Origin of the sequence: Nocardiopsis sp. NPDC050513, assembly GCF_044457925.1 — a bacterium.
Classification (GTDB): domain Bacteria; phylum Actinomycetota; class Actinomycetes; order Streptosporangiales; family Streptosporangiaceae; genus Nocardiopsis.
The window spans coordinates 194,793-209,654 of record NZ_JBITHK010000003.1 but is presented as its reverse complement, the minus strand read 5'-3'; the positions used below and the strand labels follow the sequence as shown (position 1 = coordinate 209,654).

General features: G+C 75.1%; 13 protein-coding genes and 1 tRNA gene. 4 read left to right on the top strand and 10 right to left on the bottom strand.

The genetic code is table 11. The features are described from left to right. Positions 1-2 precede the first annotated feature (2 nt). From ACIBFB_RS06145 to ACIBFB_RS06115, 7 genes are all read right to left on the bottom strand, one after another. On the bottom strand, positions 3-1,187 hold the full coding sequence (locus ACIBFB_RS06145; protein WP_397226813.1) for an AAA family ATPase: 1,185 nt from the start codon (positions 1,185-1,187) through the stop codon (positions 3-5). Beyond that, positions 1,184-2,932 (bottom strand): ankyrin repeat domain-containing protein, encoded by a 1,749-nt coding sequence (locus ACIBFB_RS06140; RefSeq protein ID WP_397226811.1) that lies wholly within the window; start codon positions 2,930-2,932, stop codon positions 1,184-1,186. Before ACIBFB_RS06140 ends, ACIBFB_RS06145 begins: the two co-directional genes overlap by 4 nt. Continuing rightward, a complete protein-coding gene (locus ACIBFB_RS06135) occupies positions 2,929-4,062 on the bottom strand; it encodes a gala protein (protein ID WP_397226809.1) in 1,134 nt (377 codons plus the stop codon). The genes ACIBFB_RS06140 and ACIBFB_RS06135 overlap by 4 nt, the downstream gene beginning before the upstream one ends. Beyond that, a complete protein-coding gene (locus ACIBFB_RS06130) occupies positions 4,062-5,486 on the bottom strand; it encodes an SDR family NAD(P)-dependent oxidoreductase (protein ID WP_397226807.1) in 1,425 nt (474 codons plus the stop codon). The genes ACIBFB_RS06135 and ACIBFB_RS06130 overlap by 1 nt, the downstream gene beginning before the upstream one ends. A gap of 37 nt (positions 5,487-5,523) precedes the next feature. Then, positions 5,524-5,595 (bottom strand) — tRNA-OTHER (locus ACIBFB_RS06125). A gap of 222 nt (positions 5,596-5,817) precedes the next feature. Further along, positions 5,818-6,414, bottom strand: a complete 597-nt coding sequence (locus ACIBFB_RS06120) for a hypothetical protein (protein WP_397226805.1) — start codon at positions 6,412-6,414, stop codon at positions 5,818-5,820. A 122-nt stretch (positions 6,415-6,536) separates the two neighbouring features. After that, positions 6,537-6,830, bottom strand: coding sequence for a hypothetical protein (locus tag ACIBFB_RS06115; RefSeq protein ID WP_397226803.1), 294 nt, complete (start codon positions 6,828-6,830; stop codon positions 6,537-6,539). A gap of 489 nt (positions 6,831-7,319) precedes the next feature. Between ACIBFB_RS06115 and ACIBFB_RS06110 the strand changes: the two genes are divergently transcribed. After that, the gene (locus ACIBFB_RS06110) at positions 7,320-8,411 is read left to right on the top strand and encodes a PQQ-dependent sugar dehydrogenase (protein ID WP_397226801.1); all 1,092 of its coding nucleotides are present in this window, start codon (positions 7,320-7,322) and stop codon (positions 8,409-8,411) included. 299 nt (positions 8,412-8,710) lie between these two features. Here the strand turns inward: ACIBFB_RS06110 and ACIBFB_RS06105 are convergent, their stop codons facing one another. Beyond that, a complete protein-coding gene (locus ACIBFB_RS06105; protein WP_397226799.1) occupies positions 8,711-10,045 on the bottom strand; it encodes an MFS transporter in 1,335 nt (444 codons plus the stop codon). Beyond that, positions 10,042-11,433: an FAD-binding oxidoreductase gene (locus tag ACIBFB_RS06100; protein ID WP_397226797.1), complete on the bottom strand. Its 1,392-nt coding sequence runs from the start codon at positions 11,431-11,433 to the stop codon at positions 10,042-10,044. The genes ACIBFB_RS06105 and ACIBFB_RS06100 overlap by 4 nt, the downstream gene beginning before the upstream one ends. An 89-nt stretch (positions 11,434-11,522) precedes the next feature. Here ACIBFB_RS06100 and ACIBFB_RS06095 point away from each other — a divergent pair, with 89 nt between their 5' ends. Continuing rightward, complete coding sequence (locus tag ACIBFB_RS06095; RefSeq protein WP_397226795.1) at positions 11,523-12,503, top strand: LysR family transcriptional regulator; 981 nt, start codon at positions 11,523-11,525, stop codon at positions 12,501-12,503. Between the two features lie 92 nt (positions 12,504-12,595). Here the strand turns inward: ACIBFB_RS06095 and ACIBFB_RS06090 are convergent, their stop codons facing one another. Next, positions 12,596-13,453 carry a haloalkane dehalogenase gene (locus ACIBFB_RS06090; RefSeq protein WP_397226793.1) on the bottom strand — a complete coding sequence of 286 codons (858 nt, stop codon included), beginning with the start codon at positions 13,451-13,453 and terminating at the stop codon, positions 12,596-12,598. Positions 13,454-13,646: 193 nt separating this feature from the next. Here ACIBFB_RS06090 and ACIBFB_RS06085 point away from each other — a divergent pair, with 193 nt between their 5' ends. After that, entirely contained in the window at positions 13,647-14,072 is a 426-nt protein-coding gene (locus ACIBFB_RS06085) for a VOC family protein (RefSeq protein ID WP_397226791.1), read from the top strand. 87 nt (positions 14,073-14,159) lie between these two features. Further along, positions 14,160-14,714 (top strand): rhodanese-like domain-containing protein, encoded by a 555-nt coding sequence (locus tag ACIBFB_RS06080; RefSeq protein ID WP_397226789.1) that lies wholly within the window; start codon positions 14,160-14,162, stop codon positions 14,712-14,714. Positions 14,715-14,862: the final 148 nt, after the last annotated feature.

Sequence of the window (14,862 nt, the reverse complement as noted above, 5' to 3'; positions counted from 1 at the left end):
GCTCAGCTCCCGGTCAGGGCGCCGGAGAGCCGCAGCAGGTCCACGAACGCGTCGATGTCGCCGGGCACCGCCCACCCCGGATCGCGCATCGCGGCGAGGTCGGCGGCGGCCCGCGCGGCGACGTCGGGCACCCCCGCGTCCACGGCCTTGGCCAGGACCTTCCACGCGGCCTCCCAGCGCCGCCGGGTCGGCTCGCCCTGCACCGCCGAGACCACGGCGGTCAGGAAGGCGAGCTGCCGGTCACCGCGCTCGGGCAGCGCGAACGCCCCCGGGTCGGCGAGGACCCGGTCAGGGTCGGGCAGGTCGAGCTGATCGAGGTAGGCCAGCAGTTCCAGGCCCGCCCCGTCCCCGACCGCGCCGACCAGGGCGGCGGACAGCGCCTCCTGCGACGCGTCGGCGGCGTGCGCCGTGGCCAGCAGTCGCAGCGCCATCTCCCAGGTGCGCGGCGACGGCCAGCCGCCGCCGCGTGCCTCGGCGTCCGAGGGCATGTGGTGCACCAGCCCCGGGCGCGCGGTGAGGAACCCGGAGACCGCCCCGCGAGCGCGGGCGACGGCCGAGGACACCTTGGCGGGGTCGACGGTCGGTGTGGGAACGGACGGCCACACGCCCGTCATGCCCCGGGCGACCGTGCGCGCGTCGTGGGTCCAGCGCAGGTGCACGAAGCGGTTGGCCAGGGGCGGGGCCAGGTGCCAGCCGTCCGCCGCGCTGGAGGGCGGGTTGGCGGCGGCCACCACGCGTACCGCCTCGGGCAGGGCGAGGCTGCCGACCCGGCGTTCGAGGACGACGCGCAGCAGCGCCGCCTGCACCGCGGGCGGGGCGGACGACAGCTCGTCGAAGAAGACGAGGCCGCGTCCCCCGCGGGTCAGCCGGACCGCCCAGTCCGGCGGGGCCATGGGGACGCCGGTGGTGGCCGGGTCGTCGCCGACCACGGGCAGACCGGCGAAGTCCGACGGCTCGTGGACGCTGGCGATCACGGTCTCCAACGGCAGGCCGAGCCCGGAGGCGAGCTGTTCCAGCCCGGACGACTTGCCGATGCCCGGCTCGCCCCACAGCAGGACGGGCAGGTTGGCGGTGACCGCGAGCGCCAGCGCCTCCAACCGGGGGTTGGCGGCGGGTTCGGTCCGCCGGGCGCGCAGCAGCCCGTTGAGGCCGTCGGCGGCGGACAGGGGTTCGCTGACCGTGGTCACAGCTCCTCCTTGAACGCCGACCAGGCATCGAGGGCGGGCGGGACCTCCCGCGCGCAGCGCTCGTTGACGAGTTCCACCAGCGACGTCTGCTCCTCCCACGTGTCCAGGCCGGTGTCCTCCGTCCTCGCCCCCGCGCCGACGAGTGCCCGCGCCAGGTCGACCGGGCCGCCGCCGGTGACGGCGGCGTACAGGGGGGTGCGGTCCTGGTCGTCCTCGGTGTCGACCTCCAGACCCTCCTTCAGCAGGCGCGGAAGGACGGTCTCGTGGTCCAGGAACGCCAGGTGGTGCAGCAGGGTGCGTCCTCGCCGGTCCCTGGCGCGCGGGTCCATTCCCGCGTCGAGGAGCCGCAGGACGCCGTCGGTGTCGCCGTGTCTGGCCCTCTCGAACAGGTCGTCGCGCTGCGCGCGCAGGGCCCGGGGCAGCCGTCCGCCGACGGATGTCCACGCCTCCCGGGCCGCGAAGCACCCGGAGCTGGCGCCGCCGAAGGCACGCAGCGCGGCCTCGCGCCGGCGCTCCTCCTCGTCGTGCGGGATCTCCAGCGCTCCGCCGCGGTGCGCCACCCGGTGCCACACGCCTTGGCAGCGCACCCGCAGCGGCGCGGGCGGCGCGGGGTCGGGCGGCCCCACCGGGCCGTCGGCGGGCGGCCGGGCGGGGAACAGGGCGGCGCGGACCAGCGGGTGCAGGTGGTCGGGGGCGGCACCGCCGTCGCGGAGCACGTCGATGTCGGGCGAGCGCCGCCAGCACGCCTCGGGCAGGAGGTGGGCCTCCTGGGCGGCCCACGTCTCGTACTCGTCCACGCCCAGCCGCAGGCCGTCGTCGTCGACCTCGATCACGATCCGGTCGTGCAGCGTGTGCGGGATCCAGTACCGGTCCCCGTGGCCGGCCTCCCTCAACCGGCGGACCTCGGACCCCAGGCGGCACGGGTCCAGCGGGAGGTCCGCGGCGACGGCTCCGGCGTCGACCGGGTCGATCCAGTCGAGCTCCACCGGCTCGGTGTCGAGGCCGATGCCCGTCGCGGTGAAGGCCGCCTCGACCTCGCCCGCCCGAAGCAGCCCGTCCACCCACTCGGTGAGGGCCGCGGGGTCGCCGGGGCCGGGGTCGGCCGAGGGGAGCTCGGCGGCGGACAGGGGGCGGCCGTCCGGGTGGTGGAACGGGGCCCGCTCGGTGCTCCCGCCGCACCGTTCGCGCAGTTCACCGGTGTTCCGGGCGTCCCACAGGTAGCGCGACGTCGTCCAGTTGTGGACGAGGCCGCTCCAGAACCTGAGGTGCTCCGCCTCGACGACCCGCATGAGTTCGTCGTTGCCGAAGGAGACGGGGCCCAGGCCGAGGGTGAGCCTCTGGGGCGCGAAGGCCGTGGTGGCCGTGGTGCGGACCTTCAGGTGGGGAAGCGCGGCGTCCCCACCGCCCGGTCGCGACAGCGCCACGGTCTGGTCGGGTGTGAGGAGGGCGGAGTGGGGTGCGAGCCGGGGCATGTGCCAGCGCACGAGGTCGGGGACCAGGTGCAGCAGATCCTCCTCCAGCGCGGTCGCGAACGCGGTCCCGTGCTCGTTCGCGACCGCGGCCATGTCGAAGGCCGTGTCCACACCGGCGGCGGCGCAGGCGCCGCGCCAGTCTCCGGCCAGGCGGCGCTCGGCGGCCCGTTCGACCATGGTGCGGGGGACCGCGTACAGGCGGACCTTGCGGAGCCAGGCGGCCCGCGCGGGCGGGTGCGACGCCGACGGCGGGCGTGGCGGGAGGGCGGTCACCGGTACAGGCTCCTGATCATCCGCAGGTCGTGGTGGGTGCCCTGGCCTGGACGGAGGTGGTGGCCGACCGCCCGCTTGGTCCGGCGCGGAATGCCCGGTCCGAACCCCGCGTACTCCAGTCGGCCGCCCCGGGCGACGGCCCGCAGGACGGTGGCCGCGCCCTTGTGGGTGATCCCGGTGTGGCGCACCTCCAGGCGGCGCAGTGCGCTGTGGGGGAGGGCGGCGGCGATCGCGGCCAACCCCTCGTCGCCGGAGGTGTTGGGGGGTGCGCCCAGGGCCCGCTCGGACGGAGGACGGCCCAGGTCCAGGGCCTCGATCCCGCCGAGGGCGTCGGCGAGGGCGCGCGCACCGGCCGGACCGATGCCGTTGCCTCCCAGTCCCAGGGTGACGGGGCGCGCGGGGTCGGTGGCCGCGGCGATGACGGCGGCGCCCTCGTCGCCCAGGTGGTTGGCGGGGACGTACAGTTCGCGCACGCCCGCGTCCCGGAGGAAGGCGGCCAGCAGGTCGGCGGTGTCCGGCCCGAGGCCGTTGCCGCCCAGGAAGAGCCGCTCCACCGGCTCGGGCCGGTCGGTGAGCGCGCTGAGCAGCGCCCGCAGGCCCTCGGCGGTGATCCCGGTGTTGACCAGGTCCAGGCAGCGGACACGGCGGTTGCGGGTGAGCATGCCGGCGAGCGCTCGGGCTCCGGCGTCGCCGACGGGGTTGCGCTTGAGCCACAGGGCCCGAACGGTCTCGTCGTCGCCGAGCCGGGCGGCCAGGGCCGCCGCCCCGTCCGCCCCGATCCGGTTGCAGCCCAGGTAGACGGTTTCCAGGCCGTGTCCGGGGGTGAGCGCGTCGGCCAGCAGCCGGGCGCCCTCGGCGCCGATGGCGTTGGTGCCCAGGAGCAGGTGCACGGCGTGCGGCGAGGCGGTCGCGGCGGGCAGGACGCGGGCCGCCCCCGCGGGGCCGAGCCCCTGCTTGCACAGGTCCACCCGGCCGTCCGGGCGCAGGGTGCCCAGGGGGAACTCCTCGTCGGCCCCGACCGGGGCGGGGTCGGCGAGTCGGTCGAGCAGGGGGTCCAGCGCCGCCGGATCGGCCAGGGGGAGGTCGGGGTGCTCGATGGCTGGGCAGCGCACGGGCGTCGGTTCGGTCATCACCACTCCACCGCTCGGTAGTCCTTCAGGAAGAGGCCGGACAGGCGCTCGCCGCCGACGCCGCGTACGACGGGGTCGTAGACGCGGGCGGCGCCGTCGACGGCGTCCAGCGGCGGTCGGAACCCGGCCGCTCGTTGGACGGCCTTGTCCGGATGCGGGCGCTCGTCGGTCACCCATCCGGTGTCCACGCTGTTCATGTGGATGCCGGCGGCCGCGTAGTCGGCGGCCGAGGTGCGGGTGAGCATGTTGAGCGAAGCCTTGGCCATGTTGGTGTGCGGGTGCCGGACGGTCTTGCGCTCCCGGGAGAAGCTGCCCTCCATCGCCGACACCTGCACGACGTAGCGGTCGGGGAACGGGGAGGCCTCCAACAGGCCGCGCAGCCGGGACGTGAGCAGGAAGGGCGCGAACGCGTTGACGACCTGCACCTCCATCCACTCGGCCGGGTCGACCTCGTGCAGCCGCAGGCTCCAGCTGTTGCGGTCCCGCAGGTCCAGGGGTTCACCGGTCTCGTCCGTGCGGCCCGCCGGGAAGAGCTCCTCCCAGCGCACGGCCGGGGCGGTGGCCGGGGACGGGGCCAGGGCGGTCGTACCGGCCGCCAGGGCCGCGGGAGCGGACCCGGGCGCCCTGGTGACGTGGACGCGGGCGGCGTCCCCGGTCAACGGCAGCCGCTCGGCGGCCCGCACCTCGCGGTGGTAGGCGGGCGGCCTGCGGAGGGTCTGCGCGGCGTTGTTGACCAGGATGTCGAGGTGGTCGACGTCCCGGTGCAGGGTGTCGAGGAAGTCGGCGACCCCGGCCAGGTCGAGCAGGTCCAGACCGTGGACGCGCAGCCGGTCCAGCCAGTCCGCGGAGTCGGACACGGCCGCGAAGCGCCGGGCGGCGTCGGCGGGGAACCGCGTGGTGGCGACGACCTCCGCGCCGTCGCGCAGCAGCTTGAGCACCGTGTGGAAGCCGATCTTGGTCCGGCCCCCGGTGACGACGGCGCGGCGTCCGCGCAGGTCGCAGCGGGCATGGCGGCGGGCCAGGTTCTCCTCGGCACAGGCGGAGCACAGCAGGTGGTACTCGGGGTGTACGCGGTCGTAGGGGGTCTTGCAGACGTAGCAGCGCCGGGCGCCGACGAGGGGCCGCGACGGTGCGGCGGGCGGAGGCGCGGACACGGGGCCGGTGTCGGGGATCTCCTGCCGGTGGCGGGTGGCGGCGGAGGTCGCCTCGCCGTCGAGCCGTCTGCGCTCGGCGCGCCGGGCCGACCTGCGCGACTTCTTGACGGAGCGGTGTACCTGGTCGGCGGCCCGCCGGACCTCCAGCCAGCGCGGATCGCCGGGGTCGGCGTCGCGGGCCCGGGCGAGCACGCGCAGGCAGGTGTCGAGATCGGCGGGGTCGAGGGTTCCTGTGTCGGACACCGCCGTCACGGGCTCGTCGGCGGGCATCAACGCTCCCTCGAAATCCCTCCAGACGTGGAAGTGACAGGGCCGGCCGGATTCGAACCGGCGTCCTCCAACTCGATGTCAGGCGCGACGACCTCTGCGCTACGGCCCTGCCGCGCAGGAGTCTAGCGACATCCGACGACGGTTCCGCAATGGATTCGCCGGATTTGCGTGGATTCGCGGGGCAGGGGAGGCCCGGGGCCGGATCCGTGGCGGTGCGGCCGAGCCCGAGGGCGGGCGGTGCCTGCTGGTCAACGGGTCGTCCACGTCAACCGAGGGGTGTGCCGGGCACCAGCAGGACGGCTGTGAGGAGGTATCGCCTGTGGGCGCCCGGTCAGCCGAAGAACCCCGCGACGCCGCGGCCCGCCGCGTCGGCCGACCGGCACCACCCGAGGCACTGCTCGACGGCCTCCAGGACGTAGGGGTCCAGGGCCGCCTTCCGCTCGGGCGTCACCGCTTCCCACTGGGTGAGCGCCTTCTGGCACTCCGCCGGACTCCACTCGCCGTATCCGTGCACGTCGCGAACGCGCGGCAGCTTCGGGGGCGCGCCGTAGCCGAACTCGGCCACGCTCACCGCGGTGATCCCGAGGCCCTTCAGCTCCTCGTCCACCTGCTCCGGCCATCCGGACCGGAACGGGGAGAAGGAGTCGTTGTCGAGGAAGCGGCCGTGGAATTCGCAGATCCACTTGTAGGCGAAGTGGTACATGTGGGCGAAGCGCTCGTCGTAGGGGCCGCCGTCGATCACCGCGCCGATCGCCTCGTAGATCGGCGGCGCGCCGTCGTCGATGCTGTGGTCGAACTGGTCGTCGAAGGAGGCGAGGTGCCGCTTGAAACGGCCCCCGATCATGCGCCGCAGCCTGGTGTCCCCGGACCCTGCCGATCCGCGCAACACGTCCAGGTCGACCACGTACACGCTCAACGAGTAGCTCATGGCGTGCACGCTACTCGGGCCCGACGACATCGGGCCGCCGGGCGCGGTGCGGTGCCGCCCGGCGGACGCGCGGGCGGCACCCGGGACTGGTGCGCGGGCTCGCTGTCAGTCCTCGCCCGCGGCTAGCACTTGTAGATGTTGGAGTAGGACGGGAAGTGGGGGGCGTAGGTGTAGAAGCCGGCCCCGGTGCGGTACCAGCGGTTGCCGTACGAGTTGAACACGAAGCAGTCGACGTAGATGTAGTCGCCCGGCTGGAGCGTGCGGACCTGGTGGCTGCTCCCGTAGGGCTGGGTGCGCACGGGCGCGGTCTCGTACGCCGTGATCTTCACGCTCGCCAACGCGGGCGACGCGAACGTCGTCGACGCGAACACTCCGGCGGCGGCGACGGCGAGCACCCGTCCGAGCATCTTCTTCATCCTGATCCTTTCGTGGGGCCCGAGAACCGTGCAGGGCGGAATCCGGGCGGCTCGAACAACACGGACTCTCCGGAGAACACGAACATGGAAACAGGGGTGGCCCGAGAAAACAAGACCCCGAAGAACGGAAACAGGCGTATGGATAACGGATACCGGGTGGCCTGTGCGGATTCCTGGCGTCGCCATCCGTGGCCAGGGGTGCGTGGTGGCCCCTGTGAGCTGGGGCGATATCGTAGGATCGCCTTTTCTTGGTCTGTTCACCGGGAAGAACGTGCGATGGTGAATGGCCCGAAAGCGTCCCCTGGGAGTCCGAAGCTCAAATCAAGCTCAAGTCATTGTGTGCCCCCCTTGGGGGATTTTTCTCGGTGTGCCTAGCATGAGGCCCCCGTTCGCGGGATATCCATGTCCGAAATGGATGCGGGTATCGCCGCGCGCTTGCCGTCTCCCGCGTGGGAGGAGATCCTTGCGGTGAGACTTCGGGGGTGCGCGATGGCGGCTGTGCGTCTCCGCGCGGCGGCTCTGCTGGCGATCGCGATCGCGGTCGCGGGCTGCTCCGGCGGGGAGGACGCCCGCGGCGGCGACGGGACGCGGGCGCCGGAGGTCGGCACGGGCGTGGAGGTGGCGGCCGGGCTCGACGTCCCGTGGGGGCTGGACTTCCTGCCGACCGGCGACGCACTGGTGGCCGAGCGGCACACCGGGCGGATCCTGCTGGTCTCGCCCGAGGGGAGCGAGCCGCGGGAGGTCTACGAGATGCCCGGGGTGGCGGGGCCCGAGGGGCCGGAGTCCGGCTGGGAGGGCGGACTGATGGGGCTGGCGGTGTCGCCGGACCACGCGGAGGACGGCTACGTGTACGCCTACCTCACGACCGGGGACGACAACCGCGTCGTGCGGTTCCGGCTCGGCGGGGGAACCCCGGAGACCGTCTTCGACGGCATCGCCAGGAACAGCTACCACGACGGCGGCCGGATCGCCTTCGGGCCGGACGGGATGCTGTACGTCGCCACCGGCGACGCGGGGCGGCCGAGCCTCGCCCGGGACCCGGACAGTCCGAACGGCAAGATCCTGCGGCTGACGCCGGAGGGCGAACCGGCGCCGGGCAACCCGACCGCCGGCTCCCCCGTGTACAGCCTCGGCCACCGCAACGTCCAGGGCCTGGCCTGGGACGACGAGGGGCGGCTGTTCGCCACCGAGTTCGGCCAGGACGCGTTCGACGAGGTCAACCTGATCGAACCGGGCCGCGACTACGGCTGGCCGGAGGTGGAGGGGGCCGGAGGCGCCGAGGGCGGCCCCTTCACCGACCCGCTCCTCACGTGGACGCCCGACGAGGCCTCGCCCTCCGGCGCCGCCATCGTCGACGGCACCCTCTACGTCGCGGCGCTGCGCGGCGAGCGGCTGTGGGCGGTTCCCCTGGAGGCGGGTGCGCCGGGTGAACCGACCGCGCTGCTACGGGGTCGGCACGGCCGTCTGCGCACGGTGGAGGCCGCACCGGACGGCTCGCTGTGGGTCACGACCTCCAACACCGACGGCCGCGGGGACGTGCGCGAGGGCGACGACCGGATCCTCCGGTTCGACATCGGCTGACCGGGGTCGGCGGCGGGCCCCGGCCCGCTTCCGGCTCCCGGGACGCCTGTCGACCCGCTGCCGTGCCCGCGGCGGGCGGACCGGCCCGCCCCGGGGCGCGGTCCGCCTGACCTTCGCGCACGCCTCCGCCTGGGGGGAGTCCTGGGGCGGACGGGGACGTCCACACGGGCGGGGACGGCTGCAGGACGGGGGAGACCGGGGCGGACGTCCAGGACCGCGTGCGGTGGATCGGCGCGGACGCGGCGTTCGGCGACGTGCTCCCCTTGGCCGATTCCCTGGAGACGCCGGCCGGGCGGCGGTCACGTCCGGCGCGGCGGAGCCGGTAGCAGGAACGTCAGAGCACCCCCCATCAGCGGGAGAGCGGCCACCGCGGCGAGCGCCGCCGCGGGACCGACCGACGCGGCCAGGGCGCCGACCAGCGCCGATCCCACGCCGCCGCTGACGAAGAAGGCCAGGTTGAGCAGGCCGAGCCCACCCCCGCGCTCCGTCGGCGGGAGCCGCAGCGTCATGATCCCGGTGACGACGACCTGCACCGTGGAGAACGCGGCGAAGCCCAGCGACGCCCCGATCACCGGCAGCGCCGGTCCGGATCCCACCGCGCCCGCCGCCAGCACCGCGCCGAACGCGGCGGCCGTGGTCCCGGCGACGAGCCGCGCACCCCCGCTGGCGACGAGGCGCCCCGCCACGCGGGAGAGCACGCCTCCCGCGACCGCGCCGGGCAGCAGCCAGAGTCCGACGTCGAGGACGTCCCAGCCGTGTGTTCCCACGAGGATCTGCGGTACCGCGTACATCGCGGCGAACAGCCCGGCGTAGGCGCAGCCGCCGACGGCCGAGGCGAGGAGGAAGGCGCGGTCGGTGACCAGCCGTCGTGGAACGAAGCCCTCGGGAACGCGTCGGACGTTCCACGCGGTCGCGCCCCCGGCGATCACGGACAGCGCCGCGACGAGGGCGACGGCCCACACCGGAAGGGCGAGTACCGGAGCCTGGAGGAGGACCAGGAGCGAGGCCGCGCAGGTGGCCAGGCACCCGGCCCCCAGCGGATCGACGCTCCGGCCCGACCCCGTGCGGCCCGCGAGGCGCAGGCACCACGGGGCCGCCAGCAGGGAGAGCGCGGGCAGGGTGACGGTGATCCTCCAGGAGACGAGTTCGGTGACGAGGCCGCCGGCGAGCGTCGCACAGGCCGAGAAGACCGCGAGCGCTCCGCCGAACACGGCGAGCACGGTGGCGCGCTGGTCGGGACGGACCGAGCCGAGGAGGCCCAGCGCCGTCGCCGACATGGCGCCCGACCCCGACGCGAGGAGGAGCCTGCCCGTGACGAGGACGCCCATCCCGGGCGCGGCCAGGCACAGCGCCGTGCCCGCGGCCAGCAGCAGCCCGCCGACCGTGAGAGCGGTCCGGCCGCCGAGGCTGTCGGAGAGGCGTCCGAACAGCGCCGTGCCGATGCCGAGGGCGAGCGCGTGCGCCGTCAGCACCCACACGGTCAGGGAGGGCGCCGACCCGAGGTCGGCGGAGATGTCGGGCAGGGCGACCCCGGCCGCGGTCACCCCGAAGACGGCGGGGCCGAACAGGGCGCCGAGTCGGAGGCCGGTCGCGCGGGCGTCCGGGCCGGAACGCGCGGACAGGTCGGCGGTCACCGGTCGCCTCCGGAGAGGTGGGCGGCGGGGAAGAGGCGGTCGGGGTCGTAGGCGCGCTTGACCTCGGCCAACCGGGCCGACACCTCCGGGCTGTACGCCTGCGGGGCGAGGGCGGCGGAGTCCGGGCCGCCGAGGAAGTTGACCAGGCGCCGCCCGGTGCTCCACGGGGCCATGCGGTCCAGGAGCGCGGTCGCCTCCGCCGGGCCGGTCGCCCGCGGGCCCGGCACGGGGGACACCGTGGACAGGCTGTAGGCCGCGTTCCTGTGCGTGATCGCGTCGAACGGGCCGCCGGGGCGGGGCGGTCGGCTCAGGGCTCCGCCGAGACGGCGGATCTCGACCATCGCCATCCCGGTCGCGGAGTCCGGCCCCGCCGCGTGGAGCAGGGCGTCGACGGCGTCGCCGTCCAGGGAGCGGAGCATGAGCGAGCGCTCGTCGTAGGGCATGGGTTCGGTCGGGTCGTCGTGGACGGAGGCGATCGACGTCGTGGCGATCCGGGCGACGGTGTCGAGCAGGCGGGGGCCGAGCCGCCGCAGGGGCCTGAGCAGCGCGTCCGCCGAGCCCGGCGATCCGATGTGGGCGACGCGTACGTGCACGACCGGCCGTCCGCGCAGCGGCTCCGGCACGCCGGGCGCGTCCGGGAGGCGCAGGAGGGCGACCGACGTGTTCATGGTCTCCGGGACGGCGGAGGTCCACTCCCGCCAGGCGCGCAGCACCCGTTCCGCCCGCTCGGCCGGGAAGTACAGGCCGCCGCCCTGGAGCCCGGTGAGCGGGACGAGGCCGACCTCCATGGCGGTGACCACCCCGAAGCCCGTCTTTCCGCCGCGCAGGGCCCAGAAGAGGTCGGTGTGCCGGTCGGGCGCGGCGGTGACGGGGCCGTGCCCGGCGGTGACGACGTCGAGGCTCCGGACCCGGTCGGCGGCCCAGCCGAAGGTGCGGCCGAGCACCGGCAGGCCGCCGCCCAGCGTGTAGGACACCGCTCCGACCAGCGGTGACGACCCGTTGAGCGGGGCCAGGCCGTGCTGGGCGGCGCGTTCGATCACCTGCTGCCAGCGTGCTCCGGCGCCGACGCGCGCGGTGCGGGTGCGCGGATCGACGGTCACCTCGTCCATCCTCCGGGTGGAGACGAGCACGCCCGTGTCCACGGGCGAGGTCGCCCCGTGCCCGGTCGCCTGCACCGCGACGCGCAGGCCGTGTCGGGCGGCGAAGCCGACGGCCGCGCGGACGTCGTCGGGGCCGGTCGCTCCGACCACGACGTCGGGGCGGTGGTGGACGGCGCGGTTGAATCCGGCGAGCTCCTGGGCGTAGCCGTCCTGGCCGGGCAGGAGCACCGGACCGCGCACGCGCCGCGCCAGCTCCCGTGCGGGCGCGGAGATCGATGTGTTCGTCATGCCCCGATCCCACCGCCGTGCGGGCCCCCGAACCAGGCGCGGTCCGCACGTACAGTTATCACGAATCGTGATCGACGGGGAGGAACGCCGTGGAGCTGCGGCAGCTGGCCTACTTCGCGGCCGTGGCCGACGAGGGCGGGTTCGCGCGCGCGGCGGAGCGCCTGCACATCGGCCAACCGGCGGTGAGCCAGCAGGTCCGGCGGCTGGAGCGGGAACTCGGTGTGGTCCTCTTCGACCGCTCGACCCGCCACGTGCGTCTCACGGGCGCGGGGGAGCGGCTGCTGGCGGAGGCGCGCCAGGTGCTGGAGGCGGTCGAACGCACCCGTCGCGTGGCCGCCGAGCTGGCCTCCGCGGCATCCGGCGTGCTGCACCTGGGTACGGGCTTCGCCCACGACGAGCGCGTCTACTCGCTGCTGGGCCTGCTGGCCGACCGGGCGCCCGACCTGCGCGTCCGGCTGACGAAGTCGCCCCTGGCACGGCGGCTGTCCGGGGTGCGCACGGGAGCGCTGGACGCCGCCTTCGTCCGGGACCTGTGGGACGGGCCCGGCATCGAACTGTTCCCGGCCTGGTCGGACCCTCTGGTCGCGGCGCTGCCCGCGGGACATCCGCTGGCCGCGCGCGACGTGCTGGACCTGGCGGATCTGGGCGACCTTCCCGTGCGCCTGGGGCCCCGCCGGGGCAATCCGCCGTTCCACGCTCTGGTCACCGGCGCCTTCCGGGCGGCTGGGATCGCCCCGCCGGCGGGACCGCCGTTCACCAGGCTCCAGGAGACGCTCGCCGACATGGTCCACGCGCCGCCGTCGTGGACGGTCTTCTATCCCGTGGGCCCGCCGCCGCCGATGCCGGGGATCGCCTACCGGGAGCTCACCGCGCCCAGGTCGACGACGCTCGTGGCGGTGCGGCCGGACCCGCCGGAGGACCCGGTCCGCCATCTCCTCGCCGCCCTGCGCTCGATGTCCGCGTCGGCCGAGGGGCTGCCGGGTCGCGTCGGCGTCCTCGGAGGAGGAACGCGGGCCGGGGCCGGGGCGGGGGCGGCGTTCGACCCGGTCCCGCGAAGCGCATCCCGGTAGCGGCGGGCCGGGCGGGGCGGTCCGCGGGCCGGGGCGGTCCGCCCGTGTGGCGGGACCCGTCGCGGGCTCGGTCCGTGTGCCCGCGCGGGGACCTACCGCAGTCCGTGGCGGTCCGCCCACGCGGCGACGGCCTCGCCGATCTCCGTGGGCCGGTCCTCCGCCGCGTGGTGCCCGGCCGGGCCGATGTGCTCGGTCTCCAGAGCCGCGATGTGCGTCGCGCACCAGGCGGCCATCTCCTCGGTGATGAGCAGCGTCGGCGAGGAGTCGAAGGTCAGCAGCAGCTTCGGCACGTCGACGCTGGCGGCGAGCCAGTCCTGGAACCCGTCGAGCCGCGCGGCGACGTCGGCGGGCTCTCCGTCCAGGGGCATGGAGTTCGCCCATTCCAGGAGCGGACGCCGGCTCTCCGGGTCCGGGTACGGGGCCCGGTACGGCGCGATCTCCTCCTCGCTCAGCGGGGTGAGGACGCCGCGGGTGAAGGCCGCGTCCACGAGCGTGTGCCGCTCCAGCGCCGCCCTCGCGCCCTCCGGCGTGCGCAGGGTCGCGAAGCGCTCGCGGGCCGGTCCGCTCAGCTCCGACGAGGCCATCGGCCGGACGATGGCCTCCAGGAAGGCGACGCCGCGCACCCGCCCGGGGTGGCGCGCGGCGAAGTCGAAGGCGAGCGCTCCGCCCCAGTCGTGTCCGACGAGCACCACCCCGTCCAGGCCCAGTGCGTCGAACCAGGCGTCGAGGTGGCGCGCGTGGTCGGCGAACCGGTGGGCGTCGCCGGGCTTCCCGGACCGGCCCATGCCGATCAGGTCGGGTGCGAGCAGGCGCCCCGGGGCGCCGACGACGGGCATGACCCTCCGCCACACGCGGGACGAGGCGGGGTTGCCGTGGAGGAAGACGACGGGGGTTCCCTCTCCGGTCTCCTCGTAGTACATGGTCGAGTCGAGAACGTCGATGACGGGCACGCGGACTCCGATCGAGATCGTTTGGCTAACGAACGTTTGTGTCACCAACGAAAATAGATCGTTAGGAGGACAAACGCAAGTGCCCGGAACCGGTCCACGCCCGCCCCGACCCGCCCGACGACCCGGCCGCCCGCGCTCCGGTGCGGGGGAGCGGCCCCTGGACCGCGACGCGCCAGGGCCCTAGCCTGTCGGGATGCACCTGGATCTGGTCTCGCTCATCGTCGACGAGTACGACCCGGCGATCGACTTCTTCGTCGGCGTCCTGGGGTTCGAGCTGGTCGAGGACTCCCCCTCCACGACTGATGACGGCCGCCCCAAGCGGTGGGTCGTGGTCCGTCCGCCGGGCGCCCGGACCGGGCTGCTCCTGGCCCGCGCGGACGGCGACGGGCAGGCGGCGGCGGTCGGGAGGCAGACGGCCGGACGGGTCGGCTTCTTCCTGCGCGTCGACGACTTCGACGCGGCCCACGCGCGCATGGCCGCGGCCGGGGTCGCGTTCGCCGGGGAGCCGCGCACGGAGCCCTACGGTCGGGTCGTGGTCTTCCTCGACGTCGCGGGCAACCGCTGGGACCTGCTCGGACCGGTGCCGGAGGAACCGTACGGCCCGACCCCTCCCCGGTAGGCTGGGCCGAAACGCGTGGACGGGGAGCTGATCCGGCCGAGCGTCCCGGACCCTGCCCACGTCCGAGTCCCCCGCCTGGAGCCCCCCATGCCAGACACGTTCACCACCCTCGACGTTCCCGCCGTCCGCGCCCTGATCGCCGCCGACCCCGCCACCGTGCTGGTGGACCTCCGGACCCCCGCCGAGTTCGAGGCCTCCCGCATCGGCGGCGCGGTGAACGCGCCCCTGGACGAGACCGACCGGCGCCTGGAGCGGCTCGCCGCCGACACCGCGGGCCGCCTCGTACTCGTCTGCCAGTCCGGTGACCGCGCCGCCCGCTGCCAGGCCCGGCTCGCGCGGGCCGGGATCACCGACGCCGTCGTCCTGGCCGGCGGGATGAACGCCTGGGCGGCCGCCGGAGCCCCCGCGGTCGGCGGCGCGGCGGGCTGGTCCCTGGAACGGCAGGTGCGCCTGGTCGCCGGGAGCATCGTCCTGGTGTCCGTGGTGGCGGGCCAGTGGTGGGCGCCCGCGGTGTGGGTCGCCGGGTTCGTCGGCGCCGGGCTGACCTTCGCGGCGCTCACCAACACGTGCGGCATGGCGCTGCTGCTCGCCCGGCTGCCCCACAACAGGCCACGGCGCGGCGGAGCGGACGGCGTTCGGTGATGTTCGCGCAACCGTGCGTCACCGCATGTCAGAGGTGTAACGGCGGCTCCTCGGTGTGAACCTGGGCGGCGAGGCACCCGTCCTAGACGCCACACACACGAAAGGCACACCGGAGGGGGTGCGTGGACTCCGTCCGCCACGGGGCGCG

What these genes read in the sequence shown, in the direction of transcription:
- ACIBFB_RS06135 (WP_397226809.1), bottom strand. Translation starts at nt 4,062, where the DNA reads ATGACCGAACCGACGCCCGTGCGCTGCCCAGCCATCGAGCACCCCGAC.
- ACIBFB_RS06130 (WP_397226807.1), bottom strand. Translation starts at nt 5,486, where the DNA reads ATGCCCGCCGACGAGCCCGTGACGGCGGTGTCCGACACAGGAACCCTC.
- ACIBFB_RS06120 (WP_397226805.1), bottom strand. Translation starts at nt 6,414, where the DNA reads ATGAGCTACTCGTTGAGCGTGTACGTGGTCGACCTGGACGTGTTGCGC.
- ACIBFB_RS06115 (WP_397226803.1), bottom strand. Translation starts at nt 6,830, where the DNA reads ATGAAGAAGATGCTCGGACGGGTGCTCGCCGTCGCCGCCGCCGGAGTG.
- ACIBFB_RS06110 (WP_397226801.1), top strand. Translation starts at nt 7,320, where the DNA reads ATGGCGGCTGTGCGTCTCCGCGCGGCGGCTCTGCTGGCGATCGCGATC.
- ACIBFB_RS06100 (WP_397226797.1), bottom strand. Translation starts at nt 11,433, where the DNA reads ATGACGAACACATCGATCTCCGCGCCCGCACGGGAGCTGGCGCGGCGC.
- ACIBFB_RS06085 (WP_397226791.1), top strand. Translation starts at nt 13,647, where the DNA reads ATGCACCTGGATCTGGTCTCGCTCATCGTCGACGAGTACGACCCGGCG.
- ACIBFB_RS06080 (WP_397226789.1), top strand. Translation starts at nt 14,160, where the DNA reads ATGCCAGACACGTTCACCACCCTCGACGTTCCCGCCGTCCGCGCCCTG.